At 55.2% G+C, this 16,955-nt stretch carries 12 protein-coding genes; 10 read left to right on the top strand and 2 right to left on the bottom strand.

All coding sequences use genetic code 11. The features are described 5' to 3' along the window. The first annotated feature begins 116 nt into the window (after window positions 1-116). The 4 genes from HV318_RS11975 (at window position 117) to gntU (ending at window position 3,896) form a co-directional block, all read left to right on the top strand. The gene (locus HV318_RS11975) at window positions 117-812 is read left to right on the top strand and encodes a pirin family protein (RefSeq protein ID WP_182272922.1); all 696 of its coding nucleotides are present in this window, start codon (window positions 117-119) and stop codon (window positions 810-812) included. A gap of 90 nt (window positions 813-902) precedes the next feature. After that, window positions 903-1,898 carry a gluconate operon transcriptional repressor GntR gene (gntR, locus tag HV318_RS11970; RefSeq protein WP_152082572.1) on the top strand — a complete coding sequence of 332 codons (996 nt, stop codon included), beginning with the start codon at window positions 903-905 and terminating at the stop codon, window positions 1,896-1,898. Window positions 1,899-2,024: 126 nt separating this feature from the next. After that, window positions 2,025-2,552 carry a gluconokinase gene (gene gntK, locus HV318_RS11965; RefSeq protein WP_182272921.1) on the top strand — a complete coding sequence of 176 codons (528 nt, stop codon included), beginning with the start codon at window positions 2,025-2,027 and terminating at the stop codon, window positions 2,550-2,552. A gap of 3 nt (window positions 2,553-2,555) precedes the next feature. Further along, window positions 2,556-3,896, top strand: a complete 1,341-nt coding sequence (gntU, locus tag HV318_RS11960; RefSeq protein ID WP_182272920.1) for a gluconate transporter — start codon at window positions 2,556-2,558, stop codon at window positions 3,894-3,896. Window positions 3,897-4,006: 110 nt separating this feature from the next. Here the strand turns inward: gntU and HV318_RS11955 are convergent, their stop codons facing one another. Next, on the bottom strand, window positions 4,007-4,453 hold the full coding sequence (locus HV318_RS11955; protein ID WP_182272919.1) for a hypothetical protein: 447 nt from the start codon (window positions 4,451-4,453) through the stop codon (window positions 4,007-4,009). Window positions 4,454-4,854: 401 nt separating this feature from the next. Beyond that, a complete protein-coding gene (yhgN, locus tag HV318_RS11950) occupies window positions 4,855-5,448 on the bottom strand; it encodes an NAAT family transporter YhgN (protein WP_014833576.1) in 594 nt (197 codons plus the stop codon). Window positions 5,449-5,625: 177 nt separating this feature from the next. On the opposite strand from yhgN, the gene asd reads away from it, so the two are divergent. The 6 genes from asd (at window position 5,626) to glgP (ending at window position 16,334) form a co-directional block, all read left to right on the top strand. Beyond that, complete coding sequence (gene asd / locus HV318_RS11945) at window positions 5,626-6,729, top strand: aspartate-semialdehyde dehydrogenase (protein WP_182272918.1); 1,104 nt, start codon at window positions 5,626-5,628, stop codon at window positions 6,727-6,729. Between the two features lie 236 nt (window positions 6,730-6,965). Then, window positions 6,966-9,152, top strand: a complete 2,187-nt coding sequence (gene glgB, locus HV318_RS11940) for a 1,4-alpha-glucan branching enzyme (protein WP_182272917.1) — start codon at window positions 6,966-6,968, stop codon at window positions 9,150-9,152. After that, on the top strand, window positions 9,149-11,122 hold the full coding sequence (glgX, locus tag HV318_RS11935) for a glycogen debranching protein GlgX (protein ID WP_182272916.1): 1,974 nt from the start codon (window positions 9,149-9,151) through the stop codon (window positions 11,120-11,122). Before glgB ends, glgX begins: the two co-directional genes overlap by 4 nt. A gap of 17 nt (window positions 11,123-11,139) precedes the next feature. Beyond that, window positions 11,140-12,435 (top strand): glucose-1-phosphate adenylyltransferase, encoded by a 1,296-nt coding sequence (glgC, locus tag HV318_RS11930; protein WP_182272915.1) that lies wholly within the window; start codon window positions 11,140-11,142, stop codon window positions 12,433-12,435. Continuing rightward, entirely contained in the window at window positions 12,435-13,868 is a 1,434-nt protein-coding gene (gene glgA / locus HV318_RS11925) for a glycogen synthase GlgA (protein WP_182272914.1), read from the top strand. Before glgC ends, glgA begins: the two co-directional genes overlap by 1 nt. A gap of 18 nt (window positions 13,869-13,886) precedes the next feature. Beyond that, window positions 13,887-16,334, top strand: a complete 2,448-nt coding sequence (gene glgP / locus HV318_RS11920) for a glycogen phosphorylase (RefSeq protein ID WP_182272913.1) — start codon at window positions 13,887-13,889, stop codon at window positions 16,332-16,334. Window positions 16,335-16,955: the final 621 nt, after the last annotated feature.

Raw genomic sequence — 16,955 nt, 5'->3', positions numbered from 1 at the left:
TAGCTCCTCTGTACTTGTTCACAATTTTTGAACAGAGGAGTCAATTTTCACCCTCTATGATCCCAGGCGGTTTGCGTCCACACTTAGTCCATCGAAACGAACTGAGGGTGAAAACAATGATCTACTTACGCAAAGCAAACGAACGTGGTCACGCGAATCATGGCTGGCTGGACTCATGGCATTCATTCTCGTTTGCTGACTATTATGACCCGAACTTCATGGGCTTCTCTGCACTGCGCGTGATTAACGACGACGTGATTGATGCAGGCCAGGGCTTCGGTACCCACCCGCACAAAGACATGGAAATCCTGACCTATGTGCTGGAAGGGGCGGTTGAGCACCAGGACAGCATGGGCAACAAAGAGCAGGTTCCGGCGGGTGAGTTCCAGATTATGAGCGCAGGTACCGGGGTGCGTCACTCTGAGTACAACCCAAGCAAAACTGACCGTCTGCGTCTGTATCAAATCTGGATCATTCCGGAAGAAACCGGCATCACGCCGCGCTACGAACAGCGTCGCTTCGACGCCGAGCAGGGTAAACAGCTGGTACTGTCCCCGGATGCGCGTGAAGGCTCCCTGAAAGTGCATCAGGATATGGAGCTGTATCGCTGGGCACTGGCGAAAGATGAACAGTCTGTGCATCAGATTGCCGCCAACCGCCGCGTGTGGATCCAGGTGGTGAAAGGCGAAGTGACCATTAATGGTACCAAAGCCACCACCAGCGATGGTCTGGCTATCTGGGATGAGCAGGCACTGTCTGTACATGCCGACAGCGAAAGCGAAATTCTGCTGTTTGATTTACCTCCGGTATAAATAATTGCTCAACCTTCCCTTTAAACGGGGAAGGTTGAGCTTTGTCCGTGATAAACTGAGCAAATCTCTCACTCAAGATTTCTCAGGACGATGAAAAAGAAACGCCCCGTACTTCAGGATGTCGCTGATCGCGTTGGTGTGACCAAAATGACGGTCAGCCGTTTTTTACGTAACCCGGAACAGGTTTCCGTGGCGTTGCGTGGCAAGATTGCTGCAGCCCTTGATGAACTGGGTTATATCCCCAACCGCGCACCCGATATACTCTCCAATGCGACCAGCCGTGCGGTGGGCGTCCTCCTGCCTTCCTTAACCAACCAGGTTTTCGCCGAAGTGTTACGCGGTATTGAAAGCGTGACGGATGCCTTTGGTTACCAGACCATGCTCGCTCACTACGGGTACAAGCCGGAACTGGAAGAAGAACGTCTTGAATCGATGCTTTCCTGGAACATCGACGGCCTGATTTTAACCGAACGTACTCACACCCCACGCACGCTGAAGATGATTGAAGTGGCAGGGATCCCGGTGGTGGAGCTGATGGACAGCCAGTCGCCGTGCCTCGATATTGCCGTTGGCTTTGATAACTTCGAAGCGGCGCGCCAGATGACGGCAGCGATCATCGCGCGCGGCCATCGCCATGTGGCTTACCTGGGGGCGCGTCTGGATGAGCGTACTATCATCAAACAGAAAGGATACGAGCAGGCGATGCTCGACGCGAATTTAACCCCGTACAGCGTAATGGTGGAGCAATCGTCCTCCTATACGTCGGGGATTGAACTGATGCGCCAGGCACGACGTGAGTACCCGCAACTGGACGGTATTTTCTGTACCAACGATGACCTTGCGGTTGGTGCGGCGTTCGAATGCCAGCGTCTGGGGCTGAAGATCCCGGACGATATGGCGATTGCCGGTTTCCACGGTCATGACATCGGCCAGGTGATGGAACCGCGTCTGGCGAGCGTCCTGACACCGCGTGAACGCATGGGTCGCATTGGTGCAGAACGCCTGCTGGCGCGCATTCGTGGTGAGGTGGTTACCCCCAAAATGTTAGATTTAGGTTTCACCTTGTCACCGGGTGGATCTATTTGAGCTGACAAATTTGAAGTAGCTCACAGTTATTCACTTCACGCACGTTTGGATATTGCTTCTCTTTTGCCCCGGCAGGACAATGTTACCGATAACTGTTACCCGTAACAATTGACTGAGGGACACCCTTTGAGCACGACTAATCATGATCACCACGTTTACGTCCTGATGGGCGTTTCCGGTAGCGGTAAATCTGCCGTAGCAAGCGAAGTGGCGCATCAACTCCATGCCGCGTTTCTTGATGGCGACTTCCTCCATCCACGCAGCAACATCATGAAAATGGCCGCAGGCGAGCCGCTGAACGACGACGACCGCAAACCGTGGTTGCAGGCGCTGAACGATGCTGCCTTTGCGATGCAGCGCACCAACGAAGTCTCTTTGATTGTGTGTTCCGCGCTGAAAAAAACCTACCGCGACCTGCTGCGTGACGGTAATCCGAACCTCTCTTTCATCTACCTGAAAGGGGATTTCGGGGTGATTGAAAGCCGCCTGAAGGCGCGTAAAGGGCACTTCTTCAAAACCCAGATGCTGGTGACGCAGTTCGACGCGCTGCAGGAGCCGGGTGCGGATGAGAAAGATGTTTTAGTGGTTGATATCGATCAGTCACTGGAAGGTGTTGTTGCCAGCACCATCGGGGTTATTACTAAAAGGCAGTAAGTTGTGAGTACATTAACGCTTGTTTTAACAGCAGTGGGTTCTGTGTTGCTGCTGCTGTTTTTAGTGATGAAGGCGCGTATGCATGCTTTCGTTGCTTTGATGGTGGTTTCTATTGGTGCAGGTCTCTTTTCCGGTATGCCGCTCGATAAAATCGCAGCGACGATGGAAAAAGGGATGGGCGGCACGCTGGGTTTCCTGGCGATTGTGGTCGCGCTGGGCGCGATGTTTGGCAAGATTTTGCATGAGACGGGCGCAGTCGATCAGATTGCCGTCAGGATGTTGAAATCGTTCGGGCACAGCCGCGCACACTACGCGATTGGCCTGGCCGGTCTGATTTGTGCGTTACCGCTGTTCTTTGAGGTGGCGGTGGTGCTGCTGATTAGCGTGGCGTTCTCAATGGCACGTCATACCGGTACCAACCTGGTGAAGCTGGTCATTCCGCTGTTTGCGGGTGTGGCCGCTGCCGCAGCGTTCCTGCTGCCGGGGCCTGCCCCGATGCTGCTGGCGTCGCAGATGCACGCTGACTTTGGCTGGATGATCCTGATTGGCCTGTGTGCGGCGATCCCGGGCATGATTATTGCCGGTCCGCTGTGGGGCAATTTTATCAGCCGCTACGTTGAGCTGCACATTCCGGATGACGTTACTGAGCCGCATCTGGGCGAAGGTAAAATGCCGTCCTTCGGTTTCAGCCTGTCGTTGATCCTGCTGCCGCTGGTGCTGGTGGGTCTGAAAACCATCGCCGCGCGTTTCGTGCCGGTAGGGTCTACCGCGTATGAATGGTTTGAGTTTATCGGCCATCCATTCACTGCGATCCTGGTGGCGTGTCTGGTCGCCATTTATGGCCTGGCGATGCGTCAGGGTATGCCGAAAGACAGGGTGATGGAGATCTGCGGTCACGCGCTGCAGCCTGCGGGCATCATTCTGCTGGTGATCGGTGCGGGTGGTGTGTTCAAGCAGGTGCTGGTGGATTCTGGCGTGGGCCCGGCTCTGGGCGAAGCGCTGACAGGTATGGGCCTGCCGATTGCAGTGACCTGCTTCGTGCTGGCGGCCGCGGTGCGTATCATTCAGGGTTCCGCAACCGTAGCCTGTTTAACCGCCGTGGGTCTGGTGATGCCGGTGATTGAACAGCTGAACTACTCCGGTGCGCAGATGGCGGCGCTGTCTATCTGTATTGCAGGTGGCTCGATTGTGGTGTCCCACGTGAACGACGCTGGTTTCTGGCTGTTCGGTAAATTTACCGGAGCCACCGAAGCGCAAACCCTGAAAACCTGGACGCTGATGGAAACCATCCTCGGCACTACGGGTGCGATTGTCGGGATGATTGCGTTTACGCTGCTGAGCTAACTACAGGGTAAAAGTAAAACGACAATCTTAGATTGTCGTTTTTAGTGTTTGCTCCCTCTCCCTGTGGGTGTACGGTCCGGGGTGAGGGCATCAGACCGCAGAGGTTGGATTTACAACTGCACGACACCCTCATTAGTTCGCAGCCAGCGTGGCGCTTTCAGCGTACCGCTGTAAAACGCCACAAGATCCTGCAATAAATCTCCCGCAATTCTCTCATCACGCGCCGACAAAGTACGGCTCAGCAGCAGCTGCGTTAACAGCTGGCAATATTGCCCAAGCTGATCGCTTTCCGGCTCGAAGAGTGGCACGTCAAGCGGCAGGTCATCCACCGTCAGGCTTGCTTTTACATGTTCAGGAACAGGCTCAAGCAGCGTTGGCTGGAGCAGGGCGAGGCAGGCGGAAAGCCGTCCGCATAGCGCCATCTTTTGTGCCGGATCTTCACATTCAACCAGCACGTCTACGAATCGCTCGCAGTTGTCCGCCAGTTCGGTGAAATCGGTAGTGTGATCGAATGGGGTAGTGAATAAAGAGTGAGAAAAGCCAGGGGTAGTAGTCATATGACCACCTCCAAAGAGTAGTTTTTATCCACCACTGGAGAGGCTAATCTCGCTGGTGGCGGAACCGAGCAGGGTTAGCCTTACCGGCCTCTTCGGATACCGGTGCGTCTTGCGACGCCCCCGCTCGGCCCACCCTTGGAGTGTAGCTAAGCGCGCGACACAAAAATACTTGTGTCACCGAAGAAGTCTGGCAGGAGGCTAATCCTGACGCCTGATTTTGCAGGCGCGGCAAGAAGATACTGCTTTGCCGATCGGGTGGCAAGAGAGGCTCTGGAAGGCGGCTCGCAAAACGAAGGATTATTTTTGAGGAGTGCGGCCTGATTGCCCTCACCCCGGCCCTCTCCCACGGGGAGAGGGAGCAAACATTAAAAATGGTCACGCAGTGGCCATTTTGCTTTTACCTAGCCCTTCATCCACGCCCGAATGCCATCCAGGAACATCTGCGTTGCCATCATCACCAGAATCAACCCCATCAGGCGCTCCAGCGCGTTCACCCCTTTCTCACCCAGCAGACGCAGGAACAAAGACGACTGCAGCAGAATGATAAACGTCCCGCCCCAGGCGATCAGTAACGCAATCACCAGATGGCTCATCTGATTCGGGTATTGATGTGAAAGCAGCATCAGCGTCGCCAGGATCGTCGGCCCGGCCACCAGTGGGATTGCCAGCGGTACGATGAACGGCTCTTCACCCGCAGGCAGACCGCTACTGCCCCCTTCGGCACTCGGGAAAATCATCTTGATGGCAATCAGGAACAGAATAATCCCGCCGGAAATTGAAACCGTTTCAGCGCGCAAATTCAGGAATGCGAGGATTTTTTCGCCCGCAAACAGGAAGATAAACATCACCAGCAGAGCGATGAGCAGCTCGCGGATCATGATCGCCCGACGGCGCTTCGGCTCGGTGTGCTTCAGCACGGACATGAAGATAGGCAGGTTTCCGAGTGGATCCATAATCAGGATCAACAAAACCGCGGCGGAAATGATTTCACTCATCTTTAAATTATCCCTGATACTTAGTAGTGTTATTCCGATGATTAGCTCTTTTTCTGATTGCCGGGCAATCATCGATTAATTTTGCTTGCAGCTTTGGCAGCATTTTGTAATGTGAAGCATATCCCAGTTCAATACTGGCTTGCACAACAGCACACACCCTCTGCAGGAAAAAATGCTATGAAAAACGTTGGTTTTATCGGCTGGCGCGGTATGGTCGGCTCTGTACTCATGCAACGCATGGTTGAAGAGCGCGATTTCGACGCCATCCGCCCGGTCTTCTTCTCCACTTCCCAGCTTGGCCAGGCTGCGCCTTCCTTTGGCGGCACCACTGGTACGTTGCAGGATGCTTTCGATCTGGAAGCGCTGAAGGCACTCGACATTATTGTCACTTGCCAGGGCGGCGATTATACCAACGAAATCTATCCAAAGCTGCGTGAAAGCGGCTGGCAGGGTTACTGGATTGACGCAGCCTCTTCGCTGCGCATGAAAGACGATGCCATCATCATTCTCGACCCGGTTAACCAGGACGTGATCACCGACGGCCTGAACAAAGGGGTGAAAACCTTTGTTGGTGGTAACTGCACCGTCAGCCTGATGCTGATGTCTCTGGGCGGCCTGTTCGCGCAGGATCTGGTGGAGTGGGTGTCCGTGGCGACGTACCAGGCGGCTTCCGGTGGCGGTGCGCGCCATATGCGTGAGCTGCTGACCCAGATGGGCCAGTTGCACGACAGCGTCGCACACGAGCTGGCAAACCCGGCGTCCGCTATTCTCGATATCGAACGTAAAGTCACTCAACTGACCCGTAGCGGTGAGCTGCCAGTCGACAACTTCGGCGTACCGCTGGCCGGTGGTCTGATCCCGTGGATCGACAAACAGCTGGATAACGGCCAGACCCGCGAAGAGTGGAAGGGCCAGGCCGAGACCAACAAAATCCTCGCCACCGCGAACACCATTCCGGTTGACGGACTGTGCGTACGTATCGGTGCGCTGCGCTGCCACAGCCAGGCGTTCACCATCAAACTGAAAAAAGATGTGTCTATCCCGACCGTGGAAGAGCTGCTGGCTGCACACAACCCGTGGGCGAAAGTGGTACCAAACGATCGCGATATCACCATGCGTGAACTGACCCCGGCTGCCGTGACCGGCACGTTGACCACGCCGGTTGGTCGTCTGCGTAAGTTGAATATGGGGCCGGAGTTCTTGTCCGCCTTCACCGTTGGCGACCAGCTCTTGTGGGGTGCAGCCGAACCGTTGCGCCGCATGCTGCGCCAGCTGGCGTAATAATGTGTTAACTACCGGGGGTGATTTTCACCCCCTTTTTTTGCGTACTACATGGAGTAAAGCGTAGATGTCTTATTTTTTATCTGGAGGAGTAACGTCGTTGGCTATGCTTTAAGGAAGATTGATTTCTCACCTGAGGGTAGGGCGGAGCAGAGAGGATAGGCTGCACCGTTCAGGTCACATTAAAAGTCGTCCGGCGCGCTTAAAAAGGGCGACATAAAAACAGGATAAATACCATGTCTGATCGTGTGGATAGAGACGTGATTAATGCGCTTATTGCGGGTCATTTTGCCGACCCCTTTTCTGTGCTTGGGATGCACCGTACAGAGGTGGGACTGGAGGTTCGGGCACTGTTACCGGATGCTACAGAAGTCTGGGTGATTGAACCCAAAACCGGACGTAAAGTGGGCAACCTGGAGTGTATTGACTCGCGAGGCTTCTTTTCTGGCGTAATGCCCCGTCGTAAAAACCCATTTCGTTATCAGCTCGCCGTTATCTGGCACGGCCAGCAAAATCTGATTGATGATCCCTACAGCTTTGGCCCTCTCTTACAGGAGATGGACGCCTGGCTGTTGTCTGAAGGTACCCATCTGCGACCTTATGAAACGCTGGGTGCTCATGCTGATACGATGGATGGCATCACCGGCACGCGTTTTTCCGTGTGGGCCCCCAACGCCCGTCGCGTCTCCGTTGTCGGGCAGTTCAACTACTGGGATGGTCGTCGTCACCCGATGCGCCTGCGCCGCGAAACCGGCATCTGGGAACTGTTTATCCCCGGCGCACATAACGGCCAGCTCTATAAATTCGAGATGATTGACGCGCACGGCAAGCTGCGGATTAAAGCCGACCCTTACGCCTTCGAAGCGCAGATGCGCCCGGATACGGCCTCGCTGATTTGCGGGCTGCCGGAAAAGATTATCCAGAGCGAAGAGCGCAAGCAGGCCAACCGCTTTGATGCGCCAATCTCCGTCTATGAAGTGCATCTTGGTTCCTGGCGTCGCCACACCGATAACAACTTCTGGCTGAGCTACCGTGAACTGGCCGATCAGCTGGTGCCTTACGCTAAATGGATGGGCTTTACCCACCTGGAACTGTTGCCAGTTAACGAACACCCGTTCGACGGGAGCTGGGGCTATCAGCCTACCGGGCTGTATGCGCCGACACGCCGCTTCGGCACGCGCGATGACTTCCGCTACTTCATCAATGCTGCACATGCCGCCGGGCTGAATGTGATCCTCGACTGGGTGCCTGGCCATTTCCCGTCTGACGATTTTGGTCTGTCTGAGTTTGATGGCACCCGACTGTACGAACACAGCGACCCGCGTGAAGGTTATCACCAGGACTGGAACACGCTGATTTACAACTACGGTCGCCGCGAAGTGGCGAACTACCTCGTCGGGAATGCGCTGTACTGGATTGAGCGTTTTGGCATTGATGCCCTGCGCGTCGATGCGGTGGCGTCGATGATCTACCGCGACTACAGCCGTAAACAAGGGGAGTGGATCCCGAACGAGTTTGGTGGCCGTGAAAACCTGGAGGCGATTGAGTTTCTGCGCAACACGAACCGCATTATTGGTGAGCAGGTTGATGGTGCGGTGACGATGGCGGAAGAGTCGACGGACTTCGCCGGGGTATCCCGACCCGCGTCAATGGGCGGGCTGGGGTTCTGGTACAAATGGAACATGGGCTGGATGCACGACACGCTCGACTATATGAAGCTCGACCCGGTTCACCGTAAGTACCATCACGAGAAGCTCACCTTCGGGATGCTCTACAACTACACCGAAAACTTCATGCTGCCGCTGTCACACGACGAAGTCGTCCACGGCAAAAAATCCATTCTCGACCGCATGCCGGGCGATGCATGGCAGAAATTCGCCAACCTGCGCGCTTACTACGGCTGGATGTTTGCCTTCCCGGGCAAAAAGCTGCTGTTTATGGGCAATGAATTTGCTCAGGGACGCGAATGGAACCATGACGCCAGCCTCGACTGGCATCTGCTGGAAGGCGGAGACAACTGGCACCACGGTGTGCAGCGCCTGGTACGCGACCTGAACCTGACCTACCGTCATCATAAAGCGCTGCATGAACTCGACTTCGATCCCTACGGCTTTGAATGGCTGGTGGTGGACGATCACGAGCGCTCGGTATTTGTCTTCGTGCGCCGTGATAAAGCGGGCAATGAAATTATTGTCGCCAGCAACTTCACGCCGGTTACGCGCGAACATTACCGCTTCGGCGTTAACCAGACCGGTAAATGGCGCGAAATCGTGAATACGGATTCCATGCACTACCACGGCAGCAACGCGGGTAATGGTGGTCTGGTGCAGAGTGATGCCATTGAAAGCCACGGACGCCCGAACTCGATTAGCCTCACGCTGCCGCCGCTGAGTACTATCTGGCTGGTTCGGGAGGGGGAATGACACAACTTACGGCAGGTCAACCCGAACCGCTCGGGGCGCATTTTGATGGAAAGGGTGTGAACTTCACCCTCTTTTCTGCTCATGCGGAGCGGGTTGAACTTTGTGTGTTTGACGGCGAAGGCAACGAGCACCGTTACGACCTGCCGTCGCGTACCGGGGAGACCTGGCACGGCTACCTGGCCGGTGGACGGCCAGGGATGCATTACGGTTTTCGCGTTCACGGTCCGTGGGAGCCTTCACAGGGACACTGGTTTAACCCGGCGAAGTTGCTGCTCGATCCGTGCGCCCAACGTGTGGATGGTCATCTGATCGACGATCCAGTGTTACACATTGGCTACGGTGAACCCGATCACCGGGACAGCGCACCCCTCGCACCAAAAAGTGTGGTGGTCAATGAACTGTACGACTGGGAAGGAGATGAGCCTCCCCGAACGCCGTGGGGCCGCACTGTCATTTATGAAGCTCATGTTAAAGGACTGACGAATCTTCACCCGTCGATCCCCAAAGAGATCCGCGGGACCTATAAGGCGCTCGCGCATCCGGTGATGATCGCTTACTTAAAGCATCTGGGGATCACCGCGCTGGAGCTGCTGCCCGTGGCACATTTTGTCAGTGAACCCCGCCTGCAACGACTTGGGCTGAGCAACTACTGGGGCTACAACCCGCTGGCGATGTTCGCACTTGAACCGCGCTATGCAGTGCATCCTGATAAGGCGCGGGATGAGTTTCGTGATGCGGTGAAAGCGCTGCATGAAGCGGGTATTGAGGTCATTCTGGATGTGGTGTTGAACCACAGCGCGGAAAGCGATCTTGATGGCCCCACGCTCTCCCTGCGCGGAATTGATAACCGTAGCTATTATTGGATCAGAGAAGATGGCAATTACTACAACTGGACCGGTTGCGGTAATACGCTGAATCTCAGCCACCCGGCGGTGACGCATTATGCGTATGAATGCCTGAAATATTGGGTAGAAACGTTCCACATCGACGGCTTTCGTTTCGATTTAGCCTCAGTCATGGGACGTACACCCGCCTTCAGCCAGCAGGCACCGCTGTTTGAGGCGATAAAAAACTGTCCGGTGCTCTCACAGGTGAAGCTGATTGCCGAGCCGTGGGACATTGGCGAAGGTGGTTATCAGGTGGGGAATTTCCCGCCGATGTTTGCCGAATGGAACGATCACTATCGCGATGCCTCGCGCCGCTTCTGGCTGGAGCGAAATTTACCGCTGGGTGAATTCGCCGGGCGCTTTGCCGCATCCAGTGACCTGTTTAAACGCGACGGTAAATTACCCTCCGCCACCATCAATCTGGTGACGGCGCACGATGGCTTCACGCTTCGCGACTGCGTTTGTTTCAATCAGAAACACAATGAGGCGAACGGTGAGGAGAATCGCGATGGCACTAACAATAACCATAGCTTTAATCATGGTATAGAAGGATTAGGTGGAAGCCTCGACGTCATTGAGCGACGGCGCGACAGCGTGCATGCACTGCTGACGACATTGTTGCTGTCGCAAGGTACGCCGATGCTACTGGCGGGCGATGAACACGGCCACAGTCAGCATGGTAACAACAATGCCTATTGTCAGGACAACAGCCTGACCTGGCTTGAATGGGAGCAGGCAAACAGCGGCCTGGTGCATTTTACGGCGGCGTTGATCCGCCTTCGTCAGTCCATTCCCGCATTGACGGCAAACCAGTGGTGGGAAGAGGGCGATGGCAGTGTTGTCTGGTTGAACAAAGAGGCTCAGCCGTTGAGCGCACAAGAGTGGCAAAGCGGCATGCCCTGTCTACAAATCCTGCTTTCGGAACGCTGGCTTATCACGTTAAACGCCACGCAGGATGTGGTTAATTTTGTATTACCTGGTGGGGCATGGCATGCCATCCCTCCATTTGCCGGAGAGGATAATCCGGTCGTCATGGCAGTCTGGCATGGGCCTGCGCACGGAGTTTGCGTATTCCAGAGATGATAAAAAAGGAGTTAGTCATGGTTAGATTAGATAAGAACGATCCGTTAATGTTGGCGCGCCAGCTACCATTAAAATCTGTTGCCCTCATACTTGCGGGTGGTCGCGGCACGCGTTTGAAAGATTTAACAATTAAGCGAGCCAAACCTGCCGTCCACTTCGGCGGTAAATTCCGTATTATCGATTTTGCACTGTCAAACTGTCTGAACTCGGGTATCCGCCGTATCGGTGTGATCACGCAGTATCAATCCCACACGCTGGTGCAACACATTCAACGTGGCTGGTCTTTCTTTAGCGAACAGATGAACGAGTTTGTCGATCTGCTCCCCGCGCAACAGCGTGTACACTGTGAAAACTGGTATCGCGGGACCGCGGATGCGGTGACACAAAACCTCGACATCATTCGCCGTTATCATGCGGAATACATCGTGATCCTGGCGGGGGACCATATCTATAAGCAGGACTACTCCCGCATGTTGATTGACCATGTCGAAAAAGGAGCGCGTTGCACCGTGGCCTGCATGCCTGTGCCTGTTGAGGAGGCAAAAGCGTTTGGCGTGATGGCGGTGGACGAGAACGATAAAATTATTGAGTTCGTTGAAAAACCCGCTAACCCACCGTCAATGCCGGGTGATGCCACCAAATCGCTTGCCAGTATGGGTATCTATGTCTTTGATGCCGATTACCTTTATGAATTGCTGGAAGCCGACGACGTGGACGAAAATTCCAGCCATGACTTCGGTAAGGATATCATCCCGAAAATCACCAAAGCTGGCATGGCATATGCACATCCTTTCCCGCTGTCCTGTGTGCAGTCCGATCCGAGTTCAGAACCGTACTGGCGCGATGTTGGAACGCTGGAAGCCTACTGGAAAGCGAACCTGGACCTGGCCTCCGTCACGCCTGAGCTGGATATGTACGACCAGGACTGGCCGATCCGCACGCATATGGAATCGTTGCCTCCGGCGAAGTTCGTCCAGGACCGCTCCGGTAGCCATGGCATGACGCTGAACTCGCTGGTTTCTGGCGGGTGCATTATCTCTGGCTCGGTGGTGGTGCAGTCCGTGCTATTCCCCCGCGTGCGTGTTAACTCATTTTGTAATATCGACTCGGCAGTATTGTTGCCGGATGTCTGGGTAGGGCGTTCATGTCGCCTGCGTCGTTGCGTTATTGACCGTGCCTGCGTCATTCCTGAAGGCATGGTGATTGGCGAAAACGCGGAAGAGGATGCACGTCGTTTCTACCGCTCAGAAGAGGGGATCGTGTTGGTGACACGAGAAATGCTGCGGAAACTGCAGGTCAAACAGGAGCGATAATGCAGGTTTTACATGTGTGCTCAGAGATGTTCCCGTTGTTAAAAACGGGCGGTCTGGCGGATGTCATCGGTGCGTTACCGGCGGCGCAAATTGCTGCCGGTATTGATGCTCGTGTGGTGTTACCCGCTTTTCCTGATATCCGACGTGGCATTCCTGATGCGCAGGTTGTTACCCGCCGCGAGACGTTCGCCGGGCGTATCACCCTGCTGTTTGGACATTACAATGGCGTAGGAATTTACCTGATTGACGCGCCGCACCTGTATGAGCGCCCAGGGAGTCCGTACCACGATACTAACCTGTTTGCTTACCCGGATAACGTGCTGCGCTTTGCGCTGCTCGGCTGGGTGGGCGCAGAAATGGCCAGCGGTCTGGATCCTTTCTGGCGTCCCGATGTGGTACACGCCCACGACTGGCACGCCGGGCTTGCTCCGGCGTATCTGGCGGCGCGCGGCCACCCGGCCAAATCGGTGTTCACGGTACACAACCTGGCGTATCAGGGCATGTATTATGCCCATCATATGAATGACATCGAATTGCCCTGGTCGTTCTATAACATACACGGGCTGGAGTTTAAGGGACAAATTTCCTTCCTGAAAGCGGGGTTGTACTACGCCGATCACATTACGGCGGTCAGTCCAACCTATGCCCGTGAAATCACGGAGGCGCAGTTTGGTTATGGTCTTGAAGGGCTGCTGAGCCAGCGACACCGTGAAGGACGCCTGTCAGGGATCCTGAACGGCGTCGATGAAAAAATCTGGAACCCGGAAACCGATCTTCTGCTGGCTTCACGCTATGGCCGTGATTCGGTCGAAGACAAAGCCGAAAACAAACGCCAGTTGCAAATTGCAATGGGCCTGAAGGTGAACGACAAAGTACCGTTGTTCGCCGTGGTCAGCCGCCTGACCAGCCAGAAAGGGCTGGATCTGGTGCTGGAAGCCCTGCCGGGGTTACTGGAGCAGGGAGGGCAACTCGCGCTGCTCGGTGCGGGTGACCCGGTGTTGCAGGAAGGTTTCCTTGCCGCCGCAGCGGAATATCCTGGGCAGGTTGGGGTACAGATTGGCTATCACGAAGCGTTTTCGCACCGCATTATGGGTGGCGCAGACGTCATTCTGGTGCCAAGCCGCTTTGAACCTTGTGGCCTGACGCAGCTGTACGGTCTGAAATACGGCACGCTGCCGCTGGTTCGACGTACAGGGGGGCTGGCGGATACGGTTTCCGACAGTTCTCTGGAAAACCTGGCGGATGGTATCGCCAGTGGGTTTGTTTTTGAAGACAGTAATGCCTGGTCGTTGCTACGAGCGATTCGGCGTGCTTTCGTATTATGGTCCCGCCCTTCCTTATGGCGTTACGTTCAACGTCAGGCGATGGGCATGGACTTTAGCTGGCACGTTGCGGCGCAGTCATACCGCGATCTTTATCAACGCTTGATGTAACGAGGCGGAGTCACTGATATGAATGCACCTTTTAGCTACTCTTCACCAACACTCAGCGTTGAGGCGTTAAAGCACTCCATCGCCTACAAGCTGATGTTCACCATCGGGAAAGATCCGGTCATTGCTAACAAACATGAGTGGCTGAACGCCACTCTGTTTGCGGTGCGTGACCGTTTAGTCGAACGCTGGTTGCGCTCAAACCGCGCCCAGCTCTCACAAGAAACGCGTCAGGTTTATTACCTGTCGATGGAGTTTTTGATTGGCCGCACCCTTTCCAACGCGCTGTTGTCGCTCGGTATTTATGACGACGTGAAAAACGCGCTGGAAGAGATGGGGCTGGATTTAGAAGAACTGATTGACGAAGAAAACGACCCGGGCCTCGGTAACGGTGGTCTGGGGCGTCTTGCGGCCTGTTTCCTGGACTCGCTGGCGACGCTGGCGCTGCCGGGGCGTGGCTACGGTATTCGCTATGACTACGGGATGTTCAAACAGAACATCGTTGATGGACGTCAGAAAGAGTCTCCGGACTACTGGCTGGAGTACGGCAACCCGTGGGAGTTCAAACGCCACAACACGCGCTACAAAGTACGCTTTGGTGGGCGTATTCAACAGGAAGGGAAAAAGTCCCGCTGGGTTGAAACCGAAGAGATCCTGGCGGTGGCTTATGACCAGATCATTCCAGGCTACGACACCGATGCCACCAACACGTTGCGCCTGTGGAGCGCACAGGCCAGTAGCGAGATCAACCTCGGTAAGTTTAACCAGGGCGACTATTTCGCGGCGGTGGAAGATAAAAACCACTCCGAGAACGTTTCCCGTGTGCTTTACCCGGACGACTCGACCTACTCCGGGCGTGAGCTGCGTCTGCGTCAGGAGTATTTCCTTGTCTCCTCGACGGTACAGGACATCCTTAACCGTCACTACCAGCTGCACAAAACCTACAAAAATCTGGCGGAGAAAACCGCTATTCACCTTAACGACACCCATCCGGTGTTGTCGATCCCTGAGTTGATGCGTCTGTTGATTGATGAGCATAAGTTCAGCTGGGATGACGCGTTTGACGTGACCTGTCAGGTTTTCTCGTACACCAACCACACGCTGATGAGCGAAGCGCTGGAAACCTGGCCGGTGGATATGCTCGGTAAAATTCTGCCGCGCCATCTGCAGATTATCTTTGAGATCAACGACTACTTCCTCAAGACGGTGCAGGAGCAGTATCCGAACGATACCGGCCTGCTGAGCCGTACCTCGATCATTGATGAGTCGAACGGCCGTCGTGTGCGTATGGCCTGGCTGGCGGTGGTGATCAGCCACAAGGTGAACGGGGTGTCTGAGCTGCACTCGAACCTGATGGTGCAGTCGCTGTTTGCCGATTTCGCGAAAATCTTCCCGACGCGTTTTTGCAACGTGACCAACGGCGTTACGCCGCGCCGCTGGCTGGCGCTGGCAAACCAGCCGTTGTCTGAGGTGCTGGATGCCAACATTGGTCGTACCTGGCGGACGGATTTAGGTCAACTGGGCGAGCTTGAACAGCACATTGATTTCCCGACGGTGAACAAAGCCGTGCGTGAAGCCAAGCTGTTAAACAAAAAGCGGCTGTCGGTCTGGCTTGCGCTGCACCTGAATGTGGTGGCTAACCCAAAAGCGCTGTTCGATGTGCAGATCAAGCGTATCCACGAGTACAAACGCCAGTTGATGAACGTGCTGCATGTGATCACTCACTACAACCGTATCAAGGCCGATCCGACGCTGGACTGGGTACCACGCGTGAAAATCTTTGCCGGTAAGGCGGCTTCTGCCTATTACATGGCGAAACACATAATTCACCTCATCAACGATGTCGCGAAGGTGGTGAACAACGATCCTGAGATTGGCGATAAGCTGAAAGTGGTGTTTATCCCGAACTACAGCGTGAGCCTGGCGCAGCTGATCATTCCGGCGGCGGATCTCTCTGAGCAGATCTCAACGGCCGGTACGGAAGCGTCCGGAACCAGTAACATGAAGTTTGCCCTCAACGGCGCGCTGACCATCGGCACGCTGGACGGTGCTAACGTCGAGATGCTGGAGCATGTGGGAGCGGATAACATCTTTATCTTCGGTAATACAACGGAAGAGGTGGAGGAACTGCGCAAGCAGGGCTACAAGCCGCGTGAGTGTTACGAGCAGGACGATGAGTTGCGCCAGGTGCTGACGCAGATCGCCACCGGATTGTTCAACCCAGAAGAGCCGGGCCGCTACCGTGACCTGGTGGATTCGCTGATTAACTTTGGCGATCACTATCAGGTGCTGGCGGATTATCGCAGTTATGTGGATTGCCAGGACAAGGTGGACGAACTGTACCGTCACCAGGAGAAGTGGACCAGTGCCGCGATGCACAACATCGCCAATATGGGGTACTTCTCGTCGGACAGAACCATCAAGGAGTATGCCGAGACTATCTGGCATATTGATCCGGTACGGTTGTAAAAACAAAACGGCAACACAAGTTGTAATGCTGGTCAGTTAAGCACTGTGGATAATTCCGTTCACCTTAATATCTGCAGAAAATAATACGCTCACAACCTGTGAACGGGATAAGGGGGCCACCGCGGCCCCCTTATCAATCCCCGCGGCCCCGCAGAGAAATCGGTGCTTCGCACTGCGCTCACCTCCCGACCCGCTGCCTGCGGTCGGCTCGACTCAAGATTACTCGTCCCATCCCTGGGACTCGCCCCTTCGGGGCCAACGCAAGCGTTGTTCAAAATTGCTCCCGGCAATTTTGTCCTGTCTCGTTTCGCCTCTGGCCGCCATCCCTGGCGTCCAGCCTTTGTCATCCGGTCTCTGGTTCGCCGATTTCAGCGGGGACTCAACATCCGTGCCACATTCAGGCGATGAAGAAGGTTGAGGGGGCGTGAGTCCGGCTGAAAATCGCCGAAGCGTTTCCTGGAGGCCGGGGCGACGCGCAGGGATGCGCGGCGAGGGCGGCTTTACAGGGAGGTTACCTCCGCCCGTCCCCGAAAAGCCGGAAGGAATAAGCTGAGGGTACCGCGAAGCGGCGATTTTCTTTGCCGGGAGACGGGATTGTTAAGGGGGCGCGATAGCCCCCTT

The organism is Enterobacter sp. RHBSTW-00901 (assembly GCF_014103115.1).
Taxonomy (GTDB): domain Bacteria; phylum Pseudomonadota; class Gammaproteobacteria; order Enterobacterales; family Enterobacteriaceae; genus Enterobacter; species Enterobacter cloacae_P.
The sequence above is the reverse complement of the archived record's forward strand: the minus strand, read 5'-3'. Positions and strand labels throughout refer to the sequence as shown.